The following is a 20042-nucleotide window of genomic DNA, read 5'->3' on the forward strand; positions in this document are numbered from 1 at the left end:
CCCTCAACCCAAAAGGAGAGGATCGCATCATGACCATCAAGACCGGCGCTCGCGTCGCCATCGCCGCTCTGGCCGCCTTCACCACCGTCCTGCCCGCTTATGCGGCCCAGCCCATCACCGGCCGCTGGTCGACCGTTGATGGCAAGGCGATCGTCCAGATCGCGCCGTGCGGAAAGAGCATCTGCGGCAAGATCGAGAAGATCGTGAAGCCGACGCCAGGCCGCCCCCAGACCGACATCAAGAACCCGGATCCGGCGCTGCGCTCCAAGCCGCTGGTCGGCCTTGCCCTGCTGTCGGGCTTCAGCGATGCGGGCGATATCTGGAAGGGCACGATCTACGACCCGGAAAGCGGCAAGAGCTATACGTCCAAGGTCAGCCGCAATGGCGACGGCACGCTCAAGGTTCAAGGCTGCATCGCCTTCTTCTGCAAGACCCAGACCTGGACGCCGCTGCGCTGATTGCGCGCACAGCCTGGAAAACGAAAGGGGCGCCAAATGGCGCCCCTTTTTTCTGTGGATACGGCCCCGTTCAATCCCCGGCATGTTCCATCGGCGTGAAGCGCTGCGACCAGAGCGCGCCATAGATCGCCATCCACTGCACCACCGGCCCCAGCCCTTTGGTCCGCGCCGCAAACCAGGTTTCGCGCCCCGTCCGCCGGGCCGTCACCAGTCCGGCGCGCTTGAGCTTGCCCATATGGCGCGACACCATCGGTTGCGACACGCCGGCCACGGCGGTCAGCGCGACGACATTCTGCTCCCCTTCGCGCACCAGATATTCCAGCAGGGCACGTCGCGTGCCGTCGGACAGCGCCTTGAAGAGTGAATCGCTGTTCGCTCCAAGATCGCCTCTGAATTTCACTTCCGTCATGCAAATTTCATAATCATCTGGTTATGATTTGGTCAAGTGGAGGATGATTTTCGACTCGGCCGCGCCATTAACTAAAAAAAGTGCGAACCGCGTCCTCGCTGAGTCTTTTGAGTCACACCACCCGATGATGAGTCTCCCGCGACTCGCATGACTCAATATGTTGTGGCTACCCGCTTCGTTCTCCACCATCCTCGCAATCCTCACAGGGATGAGCGCTAAATCCCTGACCTTGACGGCAGACTCCTGAGGACTCAGTGCTGATGGACGAAACATATGGGGGTTGCACACATGGGTGTCATGGAACGCGTCGCACCGCGGCGGAAGAAGGCGGTTGCGCTCGCGCCGGCACCGGCGATCGAGGCAAATCGCCTGCTGCGCGGTGACTGTATCGCGGAAATGGCCAAGCTGCCCGACGGCTGCATCGACATGATCTTTGCCGATCCGCCTTATAATCTTCAGCTCGGCGGCGACCTGTTCCGCCCCGAGGGCGGCCGCGTCGATGCGGTCGACAATGACTGGGACAAGTTCGACACGCTCAGCAGCTATGACCGCTTCACCAAGGCGTGGCTGGCGCAGGCGCGCCGCATCCTCAAGCCCAATGGCACGATCTGGGTGATCGGCAGCTATCACAACATCTTCCGCGTCGGCGCTGCCTTGCAGGATGAGGGATTCTGGATCCTCAACGACATCATCTGGCGCAAGGCGAACCCGATGCCCAATTTCAAGGGCACCCGCTTCACCAACGCGCATGAGACGCTGATCTGGGCCAGCCAGGGCGAGGACGCCAAGTACACGTTCAACTACAAGGCGATGAAGACGCTCAATGACGAGCTGCAGATGCGCTCCGACTGGGTGCTGCCGATCTGCGGCGGCCAGGAGCGGCTGAAGCGCAACGGCACCAAGGCGCATCCGACGCAGAAACCGGAATCGCTGCTCTATCGGGTAATGCTGTCCTGCACCAAGCCGGGCGACATCGTGCTCGATCCCTTCTTCGGCACCGGCACCACCGGCGCCGTCGCCAAGCGCCTGGGCCGCCAGTGGATCGGCATCGAGCGCGAGCCCGACTATATCGAGGTTGCCGAGGAACGCATTGCCGAGGCGCTGCCGCTCGATGAATCCGCGCTCGCCATCATGCAGACCGCACGCCAGCAGCCCAAGGTCGCCTTCGGCACGCTGGTCGAGACCGGCTATCTCCAGCCCGGCTCGGTGGTGATGGACAGCAAGCGCCGCTGGAGCGCCACCGTGCGCGCCGACGGCTCGCTCGCCGTGGGCAGCGACACCGGTTCGATCCACAAGCTGGGCGCCACGCTTCAGGGCGCGCCGAGCTGCAACGGCTGGACCTTCTGGCATATCGAGAAGGCGGGCAAGCTCCACCCGATCGACACGCTGCGCCAGACCTATCTGCTCGCCAACGAGCCTTGATTTCCGTCCCCCGTTCGGGTTGAGGCAGCCATAGTTCTTCCAAGACATGGCCCCAACCCGTCCGGGGCGAACGGAGCTTTATGACCCTCTCCTCCATCCCCGCTGACGCCCGGCTCTACCTCAAGCCGACCTGGTTCGTGCCGAGCCCGATCGGTCTGGCGGACGGATCGGCGGCGCGGATGGGCAATGGCCTGATCTGGTTCCAGGCCTATGAGCTGACGGCGCGCCATGCCGGCCGCCGGATCGCGCGCGAAACCATCCCGGTCGCCGCGTTCGAGGCGATCACCGCCACCCTGCCCGATCCACTGGCCGAGCGCGCCCGCCAACTGGCCGCGAACATCTCCGCCCAGCGCGCGCCGCTCAGCCTTGGCGATCGCGTCATCCGCTTCGACGCGCCGCAGGCGATGGCGATCCTCAACATCACGCCCGACAGCTTCTCCGATGGCGGCAAGCATATGACCGACCCGCAGGCGGCGGCCGATGCCGGCTTTGCCATGGCGGCGGCCGGCGCCGCTCTGATTGATGTCGGCGGCGAATCCACCCGGCCCAAGGCGCCCAAGCTATGGGAGGGCGATGAGATCGCCCGCATCGTGCCGGTGATCGAGAAGCTTGCCGCAGCCGGCGTCGCCATGTCGGTCGACACGCGCAAGGCCGCGGTGATGGAGGCAGCGCTGGCCGCCGGTGCCCATGTCATCAACGATGTCAGCGCGCTGGAACATGATCCGCGCAGCCTGGAGGTCGCGGCCCGCGCCGGCTGTCCGGTGATCCTGATGCACGCGCCTTCGACCGGCGACGATCCGCACGACAATCCCAACGGCTATGCCGATGTCGTCACAGACGTGTTCGACTATCTCGATGCCCGCATCACCGCCTGCCTCGACGCCGGCATCGCGCGCGAGAAGATCATGGTCGATCCGGGGCTGGGCTTCGGCAAGAGCCTGGCGGACAATCTGGCGCTGGTGAACGGCCTTGCGACCTTCCAGGGGCTGGGCGTGCCGCTGCTCTTCGCCGGCAGCCGCAAGCGCCTGATCGGGGCCCTGTCGAACGAGGCACCGGCGCCAGACCGGCTCGGCGGCTCGGTCGCCCTCGCCTTCCGCGCCGCGCAACTGGGCGCGCAGATGGTGCGCGTCCATGACGTCAAGGAAAGCGTCCAGGCGCTCCATCTGTGGCGGGGCCTGGCCGATGCGGGGCTGAGCGCGGTCTGACACCGCGCCCGGCCTACCGCCATACCTATTCGCTCAGGATGAAGTCGACGCCCGCCATGGCGTGGATTTCGGTGCAGTCGTAGATCGGCAGCACATTGGCCTTCACATCGACGATCATCTCCAGTTCGGTGCAGGCCAGCACGACGGCCTGCACATCCTCCTTGGCGATGTCGGTCAGTTCCGACTTCATGAAACGCTCGGAATCGCGGTTGATCTTGCCGACGGTCAGTTCGTCATAGACGATCCGATCGATCCGCTCGGCCAGCGCAACATCGGCCGGCAGCAGCGACACGCCGTGCGACACCAGCCGCTGGCGATAATATTTCTCGGTCATCACGTTACGCGTGCCAATCAGGGCGGCGCGATCGATCCGGTCGGCCTTCATTCGCGTACCGACGACATCGGCGATGTGGATGATGGGAATGGCGATGCTCGCCTGGATCCGGTCATAGATGCGGTGCATGCTATTGGCACAGATCAGCAGCGCTTCCGCCCCGCCCTGCTCCAGCCGCTGGGCCGCGCCGATCAGATGGCCCGATGCGCAATCCCAGTCTTCCTGCGTGATGCAGCCGGAAACCTGTGCGAAATCGAGGCTTTCGATCAGCAGCCGCGCACTGTGCTGGCCACCCTTGGCCCGGTGGATCGCCTGGTTGATGATCTCATAATAGCGGGCGGTGGACGTCCAGCTGAGACCACCAATCAGACCGAGTTTACGCATGTCGCTCCCAATATGGGGGCGCCTGTCCGGCCCCGTGCGGGCCGGGCATGTCGGTGCCCCAGCCCTTCTTTTACGAAAGATGCCGGCTTCGACAAGTCAGGACGATCCACCCGCCCCGTCGACGGGGCGATCCGGCGCGGGTGGATCGGGTCACTTTAGTGGGCCAGCGCCTTGACGATCTCCTCAACCATCTTCTTGGCGTCGGCCAGCAACATCATCGTGTTGTCCATGTAGAAGACCTCGTTGTCGACGCCGGCATAGCCGGCCCCGCCCATGGAGCGCTTCACGAACAGCACCGACTTGGCGTTGGCGACGTCCAGGATCGGCATGCCATAGATGGGCGACGTCTTGTCGGTCTTGGCGGCCGGGTTGGTCACGTCATTGGCGCCGATGACGAAGGCAACGTCGGCCTGGCCGAACTCGCTGTTGATGTCCTCCAGCTCGAACACCTCGTCATACGGCACGTTCGCTTCGGCCAGCAGCACGTTCATGTGGCCGGGCATGCGCCCTGCGACCGGGTGGATCGCATATTTGACGTTCACGCCTTCCTTCTTGAGCAGGTCGGCCATTTCACGCAGCGCATGCTGCGCCTGGCTGACCGCCATGCCGTAACCGGGCACGATGATGACATTGTCCGCCTGGCTCATCAGGAAGGCCGCATCCTCGGCGCTGCCGCGCTTGTAGGGACGGTCGACCGCCGCCGCGCCACCGCCCGACGGGCCGGCTTCCGCGCCGAAGCCGCCGGCGATCACGCTGATGAAGCTGCGGTTCATCGCCTTGCACATGATGTAGGACAGGATCGCGCCGGAGCTGCCCACCAGCGCGCCGGTGATGATCATCGCCGTGTTGCCCAGGGTGAAGCCCATGGCGGCAGCGGCCCAGCCCGAATAGCTGTTCAGCATCGACACCACGACCGGCATGTCCGCCCCGCCGATCGGGATGATCAGCAGGAAGCCGATGACAAAGCTCAGCGCCGTCACGGTCCAGAAGATCCAGGGCGACTGGTCGGTCACGAAATAGGCGATCAGGCCCAGGATCGCCGCCAGCGTCGCCAGATTGATGACATGGCGGCCCGGCAGCATGATCGGCTTGCCCGACATGTTGCCGTTCAATTTCAGGAAGGCGATGACTGACCCCGAGAAGGTGATCGCGCCGATCGCGACGCCCAGCCCCATCTCGATGCGGCTGGCATTGTGGATCTCGTTCGTCAGCGGATCGAGAATGCCGAACGCGCCGGGATTGAGATAGGCGGCCGCGCCGACCAGCACGGCGGCCAGACCGACCAGCGAGTGGAAGGCCGCAACCAACTGCGGCATCGCCGTCATCTCGATGCGACGGGCGATGATGAAGCCGATGCCGCCACCGATGGCGATGGCGCCCAGGATTTCGGGCAGGCTCAGCACGTCATGGGTATAAAGGGTCGTGACCACGGCGATCGCCATGCCGACCATGCCCATGCGGTTGCCGCGACGGCTGGTCGACGGGCTCGACAGGCCGCGCAGCGCCAGGATGAAGAGGACGCCGGAAACCAGATAGGCCAGCGCAACGAAGGGCGAGACGGGCGCAAGCTCGTGCATCACTTGCGCTCCTTCTTCTTGTACATGGCCAGCATGCGTTCGGTCACGGCAAAGCCGCCGAAGATGTTGACCGACGCAAAGACCACCGCGACCAGCCCCAGCAGCTTGGCCGCCAGGCTACCGGCCTCCGCCGACGCGACCAGCGCACCGACGATGATGACCGACGAAATGGCATTGGTAACCGCCATCAGCGGCGTGTGCAGCGCCGGCGTCACCGACCAGACCACATAATAGCCGACGAAGCACGCCAGCACGAAAATCGACAGGATGGCAATGAAGTCCATCGTTCCTACTCCCTGTTCGCCCCGGAGCATCGCTCGCGAAGCGTCTGCGCCATTCGCGCCCGGCCTGAGACCGAAAACGCGCAGCGATATGCGTTCAGCCCAGCAGTCGTTCGTTGACGACCTTGCCCCCCTGGGTCAGGCGGATGGCGTTGCCGATTTCCTCGTCCAGCACCGGCGCATTCTTGTCCTTGTCCCAGAAGGCGGACAGGAAATTATAGAGATTGCGCGAGAACAGGGCGGAGGTGTCGGCGGCCAGGCGGCTGGGCACGTTGCGATGGCCCACGATCTTGACGCCGTGGCGCACGATCACTTCGCCCGCGACCGCGCCCTCGACATTGCCGCCCTGCTCGACGGCCAGGTCGACGATCACGCTGCCCGGCTTCATCGATGCGATCTGCGCGTCACTGATCAGGCGCGGCGCAGGCCGGCCGGGGATCAGCGCGGTGGTGATGACGATGTCCTGCTTGGCGATATGCGACGACACCAGCTCGGCCTGGGCCGCCTTATATTCGTCGGACATTTCCGTGGCATAGCCACCGGTGCCTTCACCCTCGATGCCGGCCACCTTCTCCACGAAGATCGCCTTGGCGCCGAGCGATTCGATCTGCTCCTTGGTCGCGGCACGCACATCGGTGGCGCTCACCTGCGCGCCCAGGCGCCGCGCGGTGGCGATCGCCTGAAGACCGGCCACGCCCACGCCCATGACGAAGCATTTGGCCGCCGACACGGTGCCCGCCGCCGTCATCATCATCGGGAAGGCGCGGTCATATTCGGCCGCCGCGTCCAGCACGGCCTTGTATCCCGACAGGTTCGACTGGGACGACAAGATATCCATCGATTGCGCGCGAGTGATGCGCGGCATGAATTCCATCGCCAGCGCCTCATAGCCACCGGCGGCATAGGCATCGACCCGCGCCCGCTCGCCGAACGGATTGAGGCCCGCGACGATCCAGGCCCCCGCCGCAGCGCCGCCAAGGCTGGCCGGATCAGGGCCCTGCACGCCCAGCAGGATATCGGCACCCGCCAGCGTCGCGGCACGATCGCCAACGCTGGCACCGGCCGCCGCATAGGCGTCGTCAGCAATCGACGCCGTCGCGCCAGCGCCAGCCTCGACAGCCACGCTTGCGCCCAGCGCGATGAATTTCTTCACGGTCTCGGGCGTACCGGCCACGCGCCGTTCGCCCGCAGCCTGTTCCTTCAATATCGCAATTTTCATTATATCAGCATCCCCCTCCTATAGCGTCGACATGGCTCAGCTGGAGATCAGCAGCACGACAATCGCGGCGACGATGAGGCAGGCAATGGTGCCCCACTTCACGAAGCCGACAAACCCTTCATAGGTCTGGGTTGCGCTCTGGATGTTCCCGTCAGAAGCCATATCCGTTCCCCTAGTTATTACATCGTTGTGCAACCTCTTATCCTGTCCCACCACCCCCCTCAAGCCGTAGGGGCACAAGAAAATCTTTACAGGTTAAGGGCGCTTTTACCCCCGGTGCCTAGAGTGACCTCCTGTTTGCACAAGAGGGGTCCAGATGGTTCGCGAAGGCGTTCCCTTGCTGATGTTGATCGACGACGAGCCCGCGCAGCGCCGGCTGGTGTCCGCGCTGGCCGCGCGCGCGGGATGGCGGACCATCTTCGCCAGCGATGCCGAAACCGCCCTGGCGACGCTGGGCACGCAGGACGGCATGCAGCTCGATGCGGTCCTGATCGATCAATGGAGTCCGGATTTCGATCCGGCCGACCTGATCGGCGACATCCATGCGCAGCGCCCCGCCCTGCCGATCCTGGTGCTGACGGCGCATAACAGCGTCGCCGTCGCGGTACAGGCGATGCGCGCGGGCGCCACCGATTATCTGTCCAAGCCGATCGCACCCGAACGGCTGCTCGCCGCGCTCAACGCGACGCTGGAGGGCAATGTGCGCGGCGAACTGCGCCCGCTCACCGAGAAGATCAGCGCCCCGCTGGCGTTCGAGGATGTCGTCGGCGCCGCGCCCCAGTTCCGCACTGCCCTCGCCATCGCGGCCAAGGCCGCACGCGCCCGCGTGCCGGTGCTGATCGAGGGCGAAAGCGGCGTCGGCAAGGATGTCGTCGCCCGCGCCATCCATGCCGCCTCGCCGCGCCACAAGCAGGCGATGGTGACCGTCAATTGCGGCGCGATCCCCGCCAACCTCGTCGAATCAGAACTGTTCGGTCATGAACGCGGCGCCTTCACCGGCGCATTCGACCGCCATGTCGGCAAATTCCTGTCGGCCGACATGGGCACCATCTTCCTCGACGAAGTCAGCGAAATGTCGCTCGACGCGCAGGTCAAGCTGCTGCGCGTGCTTCAGGATGGCGAGGTGCAGCCGATCGGCGCGCGCCGCCCCGTCCATGTCGATGTCCGCGTCATCGCCGCCACCAACAAGAAGCTCAGCGACGAGATCGAGGCGGGCCGGTTCCGCGAGGATCTCTATTACCGCCTGAACGTCGTCCAGTTGACCGTGCCCCCATTGCGGGAGCGTATGGGCGACATTCCCGCCCTGTGCCGCCACCTCCTCGCCCGCATCGCGACCCAGCCGGGCCTGCGGGGCCTGGGCCTCACCGACGATGCGCTGGCGCTGCTGATGCAGCATGACTGGCCGGGCAATGTCCGCCAGCTCCAGAACGCCCTGTTCCGCGCTGCCGTGCTGTGCGAGGGCGATGCGCTGACCCCGCATGACTTCCCGCAGGTTGCCGCCCATATCCTGTCGCGCGGCGCCAGCGGTCCGCGCCAGCGCGCCGCCGCCACGCCGCCGCGCGAAGCGGCCGGCATCACCCTGTTCGAAGGCGACGGCCATGTCCGCCAGCTCGCCGAGATCGAGGCCGACGTCATCCGCCTGGCCATCGGCCATTATCGCGGCCGCATGACCGAAGTCGCCCGCCGGCTGGGGATCGGCCGTTCGACCCTCTATCGCAAGCTCGCCGAACTGGGCATCGACAACGCGGCCTGATCGCGGGACCAGGCGCCCTGCGGCTGGGGCATATTGTCGCGGGGGTTCCGCTACGGCGTTGAATTATCCCCGCGCCTATGCTTTTGAACGGGGCATGAAAGCGCCCCTCCTCGCCGCCTGCTCCCCCCTCCTGCTGCTGGTCGCCTGTGGCCGCGCCGAACCGGTCGCGGACATGCCGAGCCAGGAGGAACTGGCCGCCGCCGCCAATGCGGCCGCTGCCAATGCGCTGGCCAACGCGCAAAAGGATGATGCCGGCGACAGCCGCAACTATGTGAATATCGACCATGGCTATTCCGTCACCATGCCCGAAGGCTGGATGAAGGATGGCGAAGCCAGCAATGCCGATGGCGTCGTCTATCAGGATCCCGGCGCGGGGGCCGATGTCCGTGTCTTCTGGCAGAAGAATGACAATGACCAGACGCTGCAGCAGATCGTCGAGGCGCTGTCCGACGGCGCCGAGGGCGTGGATGGCGATTTCATCGGCGAGAATGAATATCGCGGCACCGCCAATGACGGCGAAGGCAATAATGTCGCGCTGCGCCTGCTGAAACAGCCTGACGGCGCGATCGTCACCGCCACCTTCGTCTATCCCGAAATGCTGAGCGAACAATATCAGCCGATCGCGCAGGCCCTGCTCGACAGCCTGCGTATCTTCGCACCCAAGGCCCAGACGCCGGAGGGAGCCAGCGCCACGGCCACGCCCGCACCAGCCGCCAACGCCAGCAACTGACCGGCGGCTTTCGGCGCGGTCGTTCGTTTCCGTCCGCATCGATCATTCCGAACCGCTGCCAGGAAGCCCAGCCCCTTGCCCCTGATCCGCCCCTTCGCCCCCGCCGACCAGCCGGGCATTCTCGACCTGATCCTTGGCATCCAGCGCGACGAATATGGCATCGCCATCACCGCAGCGGACCAGCCGGACCTCACCGACATAGCGGGCTTCTATTTGCCCGGCACCGGCGGCTTCTGGGTCGCGGAGGAGGACGGCCGGATCATCGGCACGATCGCGCTCAAGGATATCGGCCAGGGTCAGGGCGCGCTGCGTAAGATGTTCGTGGCGTCCAGCCATCGCGGCCGCGCCGCCGGCGTCGCGCAGGCCCTACTCGACCATCTGCTCAACGCGGCGGCCGACCGCGGCCTCGCCCAAATCTATCTCGGCACCACTGCCCGTTTCCTGGCGGCGCACCGCTTCTACGAGAAGAATGGCTTCGCGCTGGTCGAAGCCGACGACCTGCCGCCCGCCTTCCCCAGGATGGCGGTCGACACGCGCTTCTACGAAAAATCGATCGAACCGGCGAAAGCCGGATAGATTACGGATTATCGGTGCTGTTGGCCTTAGCGCCCGGCACCGCTTCCTTGCTGGTCATCGCCACTGCCGGCGGTCCTTTCTGGATCGCGGCATTGAGCTGCGCGACTTCAGGACAGCTGCCCTTGCACAGATTCTGCGCCTGAGCGAGATTTTCCTTGGCCTTGGCGATCGCGCCCTTCTCGACCATCGCCTCGCCCTGGCCGGCGATCGCGGTCACGTCGGTCGGGTCGAGCAGCAACGCTTCCTTGTAGAGGCGGATGGCCTTGCCCTGCAGTCCCTGCGCGCGCGCCACTTCGGCCAGTTCGATATAGGCCGCACGGTTGCGCGGATCGACCGCCAGCGCACTTTCCAGCGCGTCGGTGGCACCGGTCAGATTGCCCGCCTTGCGCGCCGCCTCGCCCGCCTTCTGCCATTCGATCGATCGCGGTTCGATCTGGGTATCGGGGCGCTGGGTCAGGCCCACGCTGGAAACGGTGGTCAGAAGGACGGCAAGGGCAATCGAGGCCGGGGTGAAACGCATCAAAATCTCCAGCCATGTTTCAGGCATTGACTCAAGCCCGCAGACCGAAGGGCAAGTGTCGCTATTTTGCGCGCGCTTGTCCATGGCCTGTTTCAGGCGGTCCTCCGCAGCCGGGCGAAGTAGAAGCCATCGGTGCCGTCATGGCCGGGCGTCAGCAGCAGCCCATGGCCATGGGCGCGGCCCATATCCGCTTCGATCGGCTCGGCACTCCAGCCGGCCTGACGCGCCAGAAACGCATCCACCTGATCCCGCCCCTCTCTGTCGGTCAACGCGCAGGTAGCATAGACCAGCAGACCGCCGGGCGCCAGCAAGGGCGCAGCGAAATCCAGGATCCGGGCCTGTTCCGACACCAGCCGGTCGAGCCGCGCCTGGGTCAGGCGCCAGCGCGCTTCGGGATTGCGGCGCCAGGTGCCCGTGCCCGAACAGGGCGCGTCGACCAACACGATGTCCGCCTGCCCCGCCAGCGACGCCAGCGCGCGCGCCTCATGCCCCTGGTCCAGCAGCAACCTCTCGATACAGGTCACGCCCCCCCGTTCGGCGCGCGGCGCCAGCCGGTCGATCCGGCTGCGGATCGTATCGGCGGCGATCAGCCGGCCCTTGCCGCCCATCGCCGCAGCCAGCGCCAGCGTCTTGCCGCCCGCCCCTGCGCACAGGTCGATCACCGTCTGCCCGGCCTGCGCCCCGCAAGCGGCCGAAATCAGCTGGCTGCCGGCATCCTGCACCTCGACCGCACCGCGCTTCCACGCCTCGCTCTGCTCGACCGGATAGCCTTCGGGCAGGCGCAGCGCGTCCGGGATGCCGGCGATCGGCGTCGCGTCCGGCAATTCGGGCGCCACTTGCGCGGGCGTCGCCTTCAGCCGGTTGACGCGCAGGTCCACCGGCGCGCGGCCCAGCAACGCATCCTGCTCGACCGGCGCGGCCAGCAAAGACTCCAACCAGCCCGGCACCGCGCCAGCCGCCGCGCCTGCTTCGCCCGGTTCGATCGGCAGCGGCGCATGGGCCGATCCGTCGAACAGCGCGGCCAGCTCCGGCTGCGCCTCGACCAGGCCGATCATCGCCGCACGGCCGGTCTCGGGCCGATCGGCGACGCGGCGGATCGCATCATAGACATGGTCGCGCACCGCGCGGCGATCGCGCGACCCGGCATAGCGCCGTTCCTTGAAATAGCGCGCGATCAGCGTGTCCGCCGCCGGCCCGCCATCACGGGCGGCAGCGATGATCGCGTCCAGCAGGTCGATCGCGGCTTGGATACGGGCGGATGGAGTCATTTATACCTTCCCCCCTCCCTTCCAGGGAGGGTTAACCGGAGACACGTGTCTCCGGTTAAGGGTGGGTGCCTCCGCAGGAGGCTCGCTCCGCTCGCTACCCACCCTCGATCAGAGTCACGTGCCTCTGATCGGCCCATCCCTTGAAAGGGAGGGGAATGAAATGGGTTAGCGCGTCGGATAGTTGGGAGCCTCACGCGTGATCGTCACGTCGTGGACATGGCTTTCCGACAGGCCGGCATTGGTGATCTGGACGAAGCGGGCACGCTCCTGCAGATCCTTGATGGTGCGGCTGCCGGTATAGCCCATCGCGGCCTTCACGCCGCCGACCAGCTGGTGGATGACATCCTTGGCCGGGCCCTTGAACGGCACCTGGCCTTCGATACCCTCGGGCACCAGCTTCATCTGGTCCTTGATGTCGGCCTGGAAATAGCGGTCGGCGCTGCCGCGCGCCATCGCGCCGACGCTGCCCATGCCGCGATAGCTCTTATAGGCGCGCCCCTGATACAGGAAGGTTTCGCCCGGCGCTTCGGCCGTGCCCGCCAGCAGCGAGCCCACCATGACGCAGCCAGCGCCCGCGGCCAGTGCCTTGGCGACGTCACCAGACGTGCGCAGGCCGCCGTCGGCGATCACCGGCACGCCATGCTTGTGCGCTTCATTGGCCGAATCCATGACGGCGGTCAGCTGCGGCACGCCCACGCCGGCGACGACGCGGGTGGTGCAGATGGAGCCGGGGCCGATGCCGACCTTCACGCAGTCCGCGCCGGCGTCGATCAGCGCCTTGGTCGCTTCGGCGGTGGCGACATTGCCGGCCACGACCTGGACATGGTTGGACAGTTTCTTGACCGCTTCCACCGCGACCGCGACCTGCTTGCTGTGGCCGTGGGCGGTGTCGATGACGATCAGGTCGCATTCCGCGTCGATCAGCGCCTTGCTGCGCTCCAGCCCCTTGTCGCCCACGGTCGATGCCGCGGCGACGCGCAGCCGGCCCGACGCATCCTTGGTCGCCTGCGGATAGGTCACGGCCTTCTCGATATCCTTGACGGTGATCAGGCCCACGCAGTGATAATTATCGTCCACCACCAGCAGCTTCTCGATCCGGCGGGCATGCAGCAGGCGCATCGCCTCATCCTGGCCGACACCGGCCTTGACCGTCGCCAGATTGTCCTTGGTCATCAGCTCGCTGACCGGCTGGCCGGGATTCTCGGCAAAGCGGGTATCGCGATGGGTCAGGATGCCGACCAGCTTGCCGTTCGCCTCGACGACCGGAATGCCGCTGATCCTGTGGCGCTGCATCAGCATCTGCGCGTCGGCCAGCGTGGCGGTCGGCAGGATGGTGATGGGATTGACGACCATGCCGCTTTCGAAGCGCTTGACCGCGCGGACCGCATCGGCCTGTTCCTCGACCGTCAGGTTACGGTGCAGCACGCCGATGCCGCCCAGCTGCGCCATGACGATCGCCATGTCGGCCTCGGTCACCGTATCCATCGCCGACGACAGGATCGGGATGTTCAGCTTGATCGCCTTGGTCACATGGGTGGACGTGTCCGCCTGGCTGGGCAGCACATCGGATTCGGCGGGCTGCAACAGCACGTCGTCAAAGGTGAGGCCAAGGCGGATGTCCATGTGAAAGCCACTTTCTGCTGCGCGGGTCGGGCGGAGGGGAACCGGACCGCTGGGGATTCGTGGCGGCCCATGTAACCATTAACCCGCAAAACGACCAGACCCCTTGGGGATTTTCTTGCCGCCTTTCTTGCGATCCCGATCTTGGCGTTCGGCTGGTCGCTATGCCCCCTGGCTGCCCCGCCCGCGATAGACCAGATTGGAAAAGCGCGCCTGCCCGGCTCCCGATACGAACAGCGCCGGGCGCAGGCTCAGGAAGCCGTCCGCCAGATTATGATGATAGCTCGACACTTCATAGGAAATGATCTTGCGCCATGCCTTGCCGGCGCCGCGAATATGGAAGCTCGCGACATTGTCGTCATTCACGACCCGAAGCGAAAAACGGCCACCTTCCGCCGGTCCGGGCGGCGGATAGCCCTGCTCACGCCCGACCTTGTAATTATGCAGCGCGCCCACGTCCGACCCCAGGCCGACAAAATATTGGGGATTGTAGAAGAGCAGCAGCCCCGCCTGAGCGCCGCCCTCCAGTTCAACATCGACACTCACCTCATAGGAACGATCCCCGGCGATGAAGGCCAATGGCGATGACTCCGCCGGCCCCTTGCCCTGCGCCTTCAGCACCAGCGCACCATCCCTGAAAGCGGCACGATCGAGATAATCCTTCTGCGGCGCAAAGAAGGCCAGCCGGCTCCCCATGTCGCTGGGCTTGAACGGGCCGGACAGCGCAAGCCCCGATCCGCCCGCGCGCCTGGCCGCCGGCATGGGCAACGCCGCCGACAGGTCGCCGCCGGTCATGCGCGGCCAGCCATCCGCGTCCCAGACGAACGGCTCCAGCAGCATCTGCCGTCCCAGCGTGCGATAGCCATTTTCATAGCCATGATAGGCGAGCCACCAATCGCCCGCCGGCCCTTCCACCGCCGTGCCATGGCCACGCGACCACCAGGGTTCGCCCGCCCGCGCTGTTCGCACGATGGGATTATGCGGACAATTTTCCCACGGTCCGTTGATCGATCGGGACCGGGCGACGATCACCATATGGCTGGTCGGCGGCCCGGCCGTCCCGCCCTGCCCGGAAAACAGGTAGAACCAGCCATCCCGGCGCAGCACCTTGGGGCCTTCCAGCGCCAGCGCCTCGATGATCCAGTCGTCCGGGATCGGCCACCCCTCATAGACCTGCTCGATCGGCCCGTCCCGGCGCAGCCCGTCATCGCTGATCCGCACCCGCGCGCCGCCATTCAGGAACAGATAGCGTTTACCGTCCTCGCCCACCGCATGGCCGGGGTCGATATAGCCCTTGATGTCCATGTCGACGGGGGCGCTCCATGGCCCTTCCATCCGGTCGGCATGGACGACGAAAATCTTGCAGGGAATGGCCGGCCCCGCCGAAAAGCTGGGATCGGTCGGATTGAACACCGGAATATAGATGAAATAGCGGCCTTCATGCTTGGCGATGTCCAGCGCCCAGACCGAACCCAGCGGCACGGTCAGCGCCGGCCCCACCGGCCGCCAGTTCACCAGATCGCGCGAATGCCAGATCACGACCGCCGGGAAATAGTCGAAGGACGAAAAGGTCGCCCAATAATCGTCGCCATCCTTCAATATGTTGGGATCGGGCCGATCCCCCGACAGCACCGGGTTCAGAAAGCGGCCATTGCCAAGGTCCGCCAGCCGCTCGCCCTCGGCGCCATGGCGCCAGGCCGGCGCAGAGGCACAGCTATCCGACGCCCTCACCTCGCCCAGCACCGGCATCGCCAGCCCCGCCGTCGAAGCCAGTCCGAGAAACATCGCGTCACGGCGGGAATGGGCCAAGATATTTCCCCAAAATTGATGGTGTCCGGCCCCGCTTCTGATCCGCTCGCGCATGCAACGCAATGGTCCGAAACGCAAAAGTACCGGAAACGAAAAAGGGGCGCGACCATCATGGCCGCGCCCCTTTTTCATTCCACTGCCTGCTCGGCGATTACGCGCCAGCGGGGGTCGGATCGCCGAACGGCCCCTTGCGCTTGCGCGTCTTGGGGATGGACGACCCCGCAGCCGGGATCACCGACGGCTTGATCGTGGTGCCATCGTCGCGGGTGATCTCGCCCTTTTCCAGCAGCGCCTTGATCTCCTCGCCGGAGAGCGTCTCATATTCCAGCATCGCGTTGGCCAGCAGGTGCAGTTGGTCCTCATGGCCCTTCAGCAGTTCCTGCGCACGGGCATAGCCCTGCTCCACCAGGCCACGGATTTCCTTGTCGATCAGCTTCGCCGTCTCGTCCGACATATGGACGCGCTGGCTCTGCGAATAGCCAAGGAAGGTCTCGCCCTGCTGCTCTTCATATTGCAGCGGACCCAGCTTGTCGGACATGCCCCACTGGGTGACCATGTCGCGCGCCAGCTTGGTGGCATATTGGATATCGCCCGACGCACCCGACGACACCTTGTCATAGCCGAAGATGATTTCCTCGGCGACGCGGCCACCCATGGCCACGGCCATGTTCGCGTGCATCTTGTCACGATGATAGCTGTAGCTGTCCCGTTCCGGCAGGCGCATCACCATGCCCAGCGCACGGCCGCGCGGAATGATCGTCGCCTTGTGGATCGGGTCGGATGCCGGCTCATGGACCGCGACGATCGCATGGCCCGCCTCATGATAGGCGGTCATCTTCTTCTCGTCGTCGGTCATGACCATGGAGCGGCGCTCGCTGCCCATCATGACCTTGTCCTTGGCCGCCTCGAACTCGTCCATGGCGACCAGACGCTTGCCGCGACGGGCTGCCATCAGGGCGGCTTCATTGACCAGGTTGGCGAGGTCCGCGCCCGAGAAGCCCGGCGTGCCGCGCGCGATGGTGCGCGGGTTGACGTCGGGCGCCAGCGGCACCTTCTTCATGTGGACGGCCAGGATCTTCTCGCGGCCCTCGATGTCGGGACGGGGCACCACGACCTGGCGGTCGAAACGGCCCGGACGCAGCAGCGCGGGGTCCAGCACGTCGGGGCGGTTGGTCGCCGCGACGATGATGATGCCCTCATTGGCCTCGAAGCCGTCCATTTCGACCAGCAGCTGGTTCAGCGTCTGCTCGCGTTCGTCATTGCCATTGCCCAGACCCGCGCCGCGATGGCGACCGACCGCGTCGATTTCGTCGATGAATACGATGCACGGCGCATTCTTCTTGGCCTGCTCGAACATGTCGCGCACGCGGCTCGCGCCGACGCCGACGAACATCTCGACAAAGTCGGAACCCGAAATGGTGAAGAAGGGAACGCCCGCTTCACCCGCAATCGCGCGGGCCAGCAGCGTCTTGCCGGTGCCGGGCGAACCGACCAGCAGCGCGCCCTTGGGGATCTTGCCGCCAAGGCGTGCGAACTTGCTCGGGTCCTTCAGGAACTCGACGATTTCCTGCAGTTCCTCACGGGCTTCGTCGATGCCGGCGACGTCATCGAACGTCACCTTGCCATGCTTTTCGGTCAGCAGCTTGGCCTTGGACTTGCCAAAGCCCATCGCGCCACCGGCGCCGCCGCCCTTCTGCATCTGGCGCAGCACGAAGAAGGCGATGCCCAGGATCAGCAGGAACGGCAGCGACTGATACAGCATGATCTGCCAGAAGCTGGGCTGCTGTTCGGCCTGGCCCGAATATTTGACGTTATAATCGTCCAGCAGGTCGGTCAGCTTGGGGTCATTGACCGGGACCGTGCTGAAACCCTGGCCACTCGACAGGGTGCCGGTGATCCGGTCGGGCGCGATCGCCACATCCTTGACCTGGCCTTCCTGCACCTTGGCACGGAATTCCGAATAGGCGATGGCGCTGCCGGCCTGGGTGGTCGGGCGCTCGAACAGCGAAACGAACAGGAGCAGGGCGATGATGACCCCTGCCCAAATCATCGCACTCTTGATCCAGGGATTACCCTGTGGGTCTTTTTCGTCGTTCATCATCACTCTCTTTCACCCCGCAAGATAGGGTGTGGCCGGCAAAGCGCAAGCTGGACGCGCCGTCCGCTGCCGATTTCCGGCCCTGTCGATTGCCAGATGGTCAGTTGCCGGTCAGCTGGAACAGCGCGACATAGGCCAGCACCAGCGCCAGGCCGGCGGACAGGCCGCACAGCAGATAGCCCATATAGAGAAGCAGCGGCGGATGCGCCTTGTTCAGCTTCCGGTTCCGCTTCACGGCCGAGAGGATCACGCTGATCAGCAAGCCATAGGTCAGCGCCGCAAATTCCATCATTCCGAACAAATCCCGCTATTGGTCACGCCATGTGGTTAACGGCCCATGGGTTAAGAACCGGTCAGCATGCCGCCCAAAAGCGACCGGCCGTTGGCACCTTGCGTCGGACGGTGGAACTTTTCCGAAAATCTCAGCGTCTCGGGGGTGCCGGCGACAGGGTCCATACCGCGCCACCGCGCAGCAGCCAGTCGCCCAGACTCGCCTGCCGCCCCGCCCGCGCCGCGGCAATCGCCCGGTCCAGCGCCTCGCCGCGCGGCAGCACGATCTCCGGGTCGGCAGAACAGAGCATCTCGATCAGCAGGCGGCGCAACAATTCTCGCGGCAGGTCGGTGCGGTCCAGCACCCAGGCATCGGTCGATGGATGGATATGCGTGGCCGCCAGTCCCGCCACCGTCCATATCAGCGCCGCCTCCGCCTCCGCCAGCGCTGCCGCGCTGCGCGCCGCCGCCTCGGCATCGATCCAGTCGACGCCATCCAGCCGCTTGCGCAGCGCCGCCCGGTCGAAGCGCGGATCGGCATTGGACGGGTCCAGCACATAGGGTAGCCCGGCCTGGTCGGCATGGGCCTGCAACTGCGCCTTGCGCACCGTCAGCAACGGCCGCAGCACCCGGCCGGCCCGCGCCCGCACCCCGGCCAGGCCGCCGACCCCCGATCCCCGGTTGAGCCGCATCAACAGGGTTTCCAGCTGGTCATCGGCATGATGGGCGGTCAATATCCAGTCCAGCCCGGCGCCGGCCCGCCACGCCTCCAGCTGGGCATAACGCTGTCGCCGCGCCCAATCCTGGATATTGCCGGACACTTCCGTCTCCGGCGCCAGGGTCGCATGGGGGACGCGCCGCTCCGCACACCAGCGCGCAACCATCGCCGCCTCGGCCGCGGATTCAGCCCGCAATCCATGATCCAGCGTCGCCGCCGCCACCCGGCCGGGCCAGGCCTGCACCGCCAGGTCCAGCAGCGCCATGCTGTCCGGCCCGCCCGACACCGCAATGCCGAACCGGGCCATCTCCTCCCCGTCCACCAACGCGCGCACGGCCAGCCGCAGCGCATCGGGGCGATGGGAAGGTGCCAGCTCCGGCACGTCTATCGGCTCACACGCTGCACTTGGCCTTGGTCCGGCCCTTGTCCATCATGCCGCGCAGGCCGCTCGACAGGGTCGAACCATAAACCTGTTCCAGCTCCGCATAGACCTTGCAGGCATCCGCAGGCTTCTTGAGCTGGATCAGCGCCTCGCCCAGATAGGCCAGGCTGTCGGGCGCGCGCTCGCCACGCGGGCGCTTCTGGTAATTTTCGTAGAAGGCGACCGACGCCAGCGCCGGTTTGCCATCGTCCAGATAGGCGCGGCCCAGCAGGTTGGCGGCGCGGCTGCCGACCGACCCGTCGCCATATTTGTCGACCGTCGCCTTGAGCTGCGCCTGCGCCTCGGGATAGAATTTCGCGTCCCACAGGCGGAAGCCATAGCTATAGGCATCGCCCGCCGCATCGCCGGTATCCGGCTTCTCGATCGCCGCCACCGCCGTCTTGCGCGCATCGCTGGCCACCGGCGCGGCGGCCGACTTTGCGGGCGGGGTCGTCGGCTTGGCAGCAGCCGGCTTGGGCGCAGGCGCATCGGTCGCGACCGTCGGACGCATCACCGGCGGGCCGGCCTCGACCGGCGTTACGGCCCGCGCTTCGGCTTCCGCCTTGTAGCGGTTGAACGCCTCTTCCAGCTGCTTGAGCTTGTAGCTGTTTTCCTCGACTTGGCCGGTGATCGAGGCGAGCTGCGATTCCAGCGCCCCCACCCGCGCGGTCAGGTCGGCCACCGGGCTCGACGTCGGGCTGCCGGGCGCGATAGTCGGCGTCTGGGGTCGGGTGATTTCCGCCTCTACCGGCGTGCCGGCCGGGAACACCTTGCGCTGCACCGCCCGCATTTCCTTTTCCAGCCGGTCGACCCGCAGTTCGACCGTGGGATTCTGCTGGGCAGCGGCCGGCACGGCCGACAGCAGCGGGGCCGCCAGCGCGATGGCGGTGGTGGCGAGAAAGGCGTAACGCATGATGATCCCCGACTAAATCTTTCCGCCTTTAACCATAGGCGGACGCGCCACGCAACA

The 20042-nt window shown here is 65.8% G+C and carries 20 protein-coding genes; 6 read left to right on the forward strand and 14 right to left on the reverse strand.

The genetic code is table 11. The annotated features are described in order from the left end of the window. The first annotated feature begins 29 nt into the window (after positions 1–29). Positions 30–458: a DUF2147 domain-containing protein gene (locus ACUCV3_RS05215; protein ID WP_017503164.1), complete on the forward strand. Its 429-nt coding sequence runs from the start codon at positions 30–32 to the stop codon at positions 456–458. Positions 459–528: 70 nt separating this feature from the next. Here the strand turns inward: ACUCV3_RS05215 and ACUCV3_RS05220 are convergent, their stop codons facing one another. Beyond that, the gene (locus ACUCV3_RS05220; protein WP_004207998.1) at positions 529–867 is read right to left on the reverse strand and encodes an ArsR/SmtB family transcription factor; all 339 of its coding nucleotides are present in this window, start codon (positions 865–867) and stop codon (positions 529–531) included. Positions 868–1155: 288 nt separating this feature from the next. Between ACUCV3_RS05220 and ACUCV3_RS05225 the strand changes: the two genes are divergently transcribed. Continuing rightward, the gene (locus ACUCV3_RS05225; RefSeq protein ID WP_010336249.1) at positions 1156–2289 is read left to right on the forward strand and encodes a site-specific DNA-methyltransferase; all 1134 of its coding nucleotides are present in this window, start codon (positions 1156–1158) and stop codon (positions 2287–2289) included. A gap of 80 nt (positions 2290–2369) precedes the next feature. Beyond that, entirely contained in the window at positions 2370–3494 is a 1125-nt protein-coding gene (folP, locus tag ACUCV3_RS05230) for a dihydropteroate synthase (RefSeq protein ID WP_279728672.1), read from the forward strand. 25 nt (positions 3495–3519) lie between these two features. Here folP and ACUCV3_RS05235 read toward each other — a convergent pair whose 3' ends face one another. From ACUCV3_RS05235 to ACUCV3_RS05255, 5 genes are all read right to left on the reverse strand, one after another. Continuing rightward, complete coding sequence (locus ACUCV3_RS05235) at positions 3520–4212, reverse strand: aspartate/glutamate racemase family protein (RefSeq protein ID WP_004208001.1); 693 nt, start codon at positions 4210–4212, stop codon at positions 3520–3522. A 155-nt stretch (positions 4213–4367) separates the two neighbouring features. Beyond that, positions 4368–5789 (reverse strand): NAD(P)(+) transhydrogenase (Re/Si-specific) subunit beta, encoded by a 1422-nt coding sequence (locus tag ACUCV3_RS05240; protein WP_037517256.1) that lies wholly within the window; start codon positions 5787–5789, stop codon positions 4368–4370. Next, positions 5789–6073, reverse strand: coding sequence for an NAD(P) transhydrogenase subunit alpha part 2 (locus ACUCV3_RS05245; protein WP_004208003.1), 285 nt, complete (start codon positions 6071–6073; stop codon positions 5789–5791). The genes ACUCV3_RS05240 and ACUCV3_RS05245 overlap by 1 nt, the downstream gene beginning before the upstream one ends. Before the next feature lie 94 nt (positions 6074–6167). Further along, complete coding sequence (locus ACUCV3_RS05250) at positions 6168–7289, reverse strand: NAD(P) transhydrogenase subunit alpha (RefSeq protein WP_279728671.1); 1122 nt, start codon at positions 7287–7289, stop codon at positions 6168–6170. Between the two features lie 36 nt (positions 7290–7325). Continuing rightward, positions 7326–7451, reverse strand: coding sequence for an aa3-type cytochrome c oxidase subunit IV (locus ACUCV3_RS05255; RefSeq protein ID WP_010336245.1), 126 nt, complete (start codon positions 7449–7451; stop codon positions 7326–7328). Positions 7452–7605: 154 nt separating this feature from the next. On the opposite strand from ACUCV3_RS05255, the gene ACUCV3_RS05260 reads away from it, so the two are divergent. The 3 genes from ACUCV3_RS05260 (at position 7606) to ACUCV3_RS05270 (ending at position 10348) form a co-directional block, all read left to right on the forward strand. After that, positions 7606–9042 (forward strand): sigma-54-dependent transcriptional regulator, encoded by a 1437-nt coding sequence (locus ACUCV3_RS05260; protein WP_482240406.1) that lies wholly within the window; start codon positions 7606–7608, stop codon positions 9040–9042. 94 nt (positions 9043–9136) lie between these two features. Then, complete coding sequence (locus ACUCV3_RS05265; RefSeq protein ID WP_004208008.1) at positions 9137–9772, forward strand: hypothetical protein; 636 nt, start codon at positions 9137–9139, stop codon at positions 9770–9772. 75 nt (positions 9773–9847) lie between these two features. Continuing rightward, complete coding sequence (locus ACUCV3_RS05270) at positions 9848–10348, forward strand: GNAT family N-acetyltransferase (protein ID WP_125987467.1); 501 nt, start codon at positions 9848–9850, stop codon at positions 10346–10348. 1 nt (position 10349) lies between these two features. Here ACUCV3_RS05270 and ACUCV3_RS05275 read toward each other — a convergent pair whose 3' ends face one another. The 8 genes from ACUCV3_RS05275 to ACUCV3_RS05310 all read right to left on the reverse strand — a co-directional run bounded on the left by ACUCV3_RS05275 (position 10350) and on the right by ACUCV3_RS05310 (position 19985). Continuing rightward, positions 10350–10868 (reverse strand): tetratricopeptide repeat protein, encoded by a 519-nt coding sequence (locus ACUCV3_RS05275; protein WP_037517267.1) that lies wholly within the window; start codon positions 10866–10868, stop codon positions 10350–10352. 92 nt (positions 10869–10960) lie between these two features. Beyond that, positions 10961–12136, reverse strand: coding sequence for an RsmB/NOP family class I SAM-dependent RNA methyltransferase (locus ACUCV3_RS05280; protein ID WP_482240407.1), 1176 nt, complete (start codon positions 12134–12136; stop codon positions 10961–10963). A 165-nt stretch (positions 12137–12301) separates the two neighbouring features. Further along, the gene (gene guaB / locus ACUCV3_RS05285; protein ID WP_010336239.1) at positions 12302–13759 is read right to left on the reverse strand and encodes an IMP dehydrogenase; all 1458 of its coding nucleotides are present in this window, start codon (positions 13757–13759) and stop codon (positions 12302–12304) included. Positions 13760–13918: 159 nt separating this feature from the next. After that, positions 13919–15541, reverse strand: a complete 1623-nt coding sequence (locus tag ACUCV3_RS05290) for a family 43 glycosylhydrolase (protein ID WP_482240436.1) — start codon at positions 15539–15541, stop codon at positions 13919–13921. A gap of 175 nt (positions 15542–15716) precedes the next feature. Next, entirely contained in the window at positions 15717–17663 is a 1947-nt protein-coding gene (ftsH, locus tag ACUCV3_RS05295) for an ATP-dependent zinc metalloprotease FtsH (protein ID WP_004208015.1), read from the reverse strand. A gap of 100 nt (positions 17664–17763) precedes the next feature. After that, positions 17764–17955, reverse strand: a complete 192-nt coding sequence (locus tag ACUCV3_RS05300; RefSeq protein WP_004208016.1) for a hypothetical protein — start codon at positions 17953–17955, stop codon at positions 17764–17766. A 130-nt stretch (positions 17956–18085) separates the two neighbouring features. After that, positions 18086–19033 carry a tRNA lysidine(34) synthetase TilS gene (tilS, locus tag ACUCV3_RS05305; RefSeq protein ID WP_279728666.1) on the reverse strand — a complete coding sequence of 316 codons (948 nt, stop codon included), beginning with the start codon at positions 19031–19033 and terminating at the stop codon, positions 18086–18088. Between the two features lie 10 nt (positions 19034–19043). Beyond that, positions 19044–19985, reverse strand: a complete 942-nt coding sequence (locus ACUCV3_RS05310; RefSeq protein WP_279728665.1) for a hypothetical protein — start codon at positions 19983–19985, stop codon at positions 19044–19046. Positions 19986–20042 lie beyond the last annotated feature (57 nt).

It is taken from the genome of Sphingobium sp. VMM (assembly GCF_056790315.1).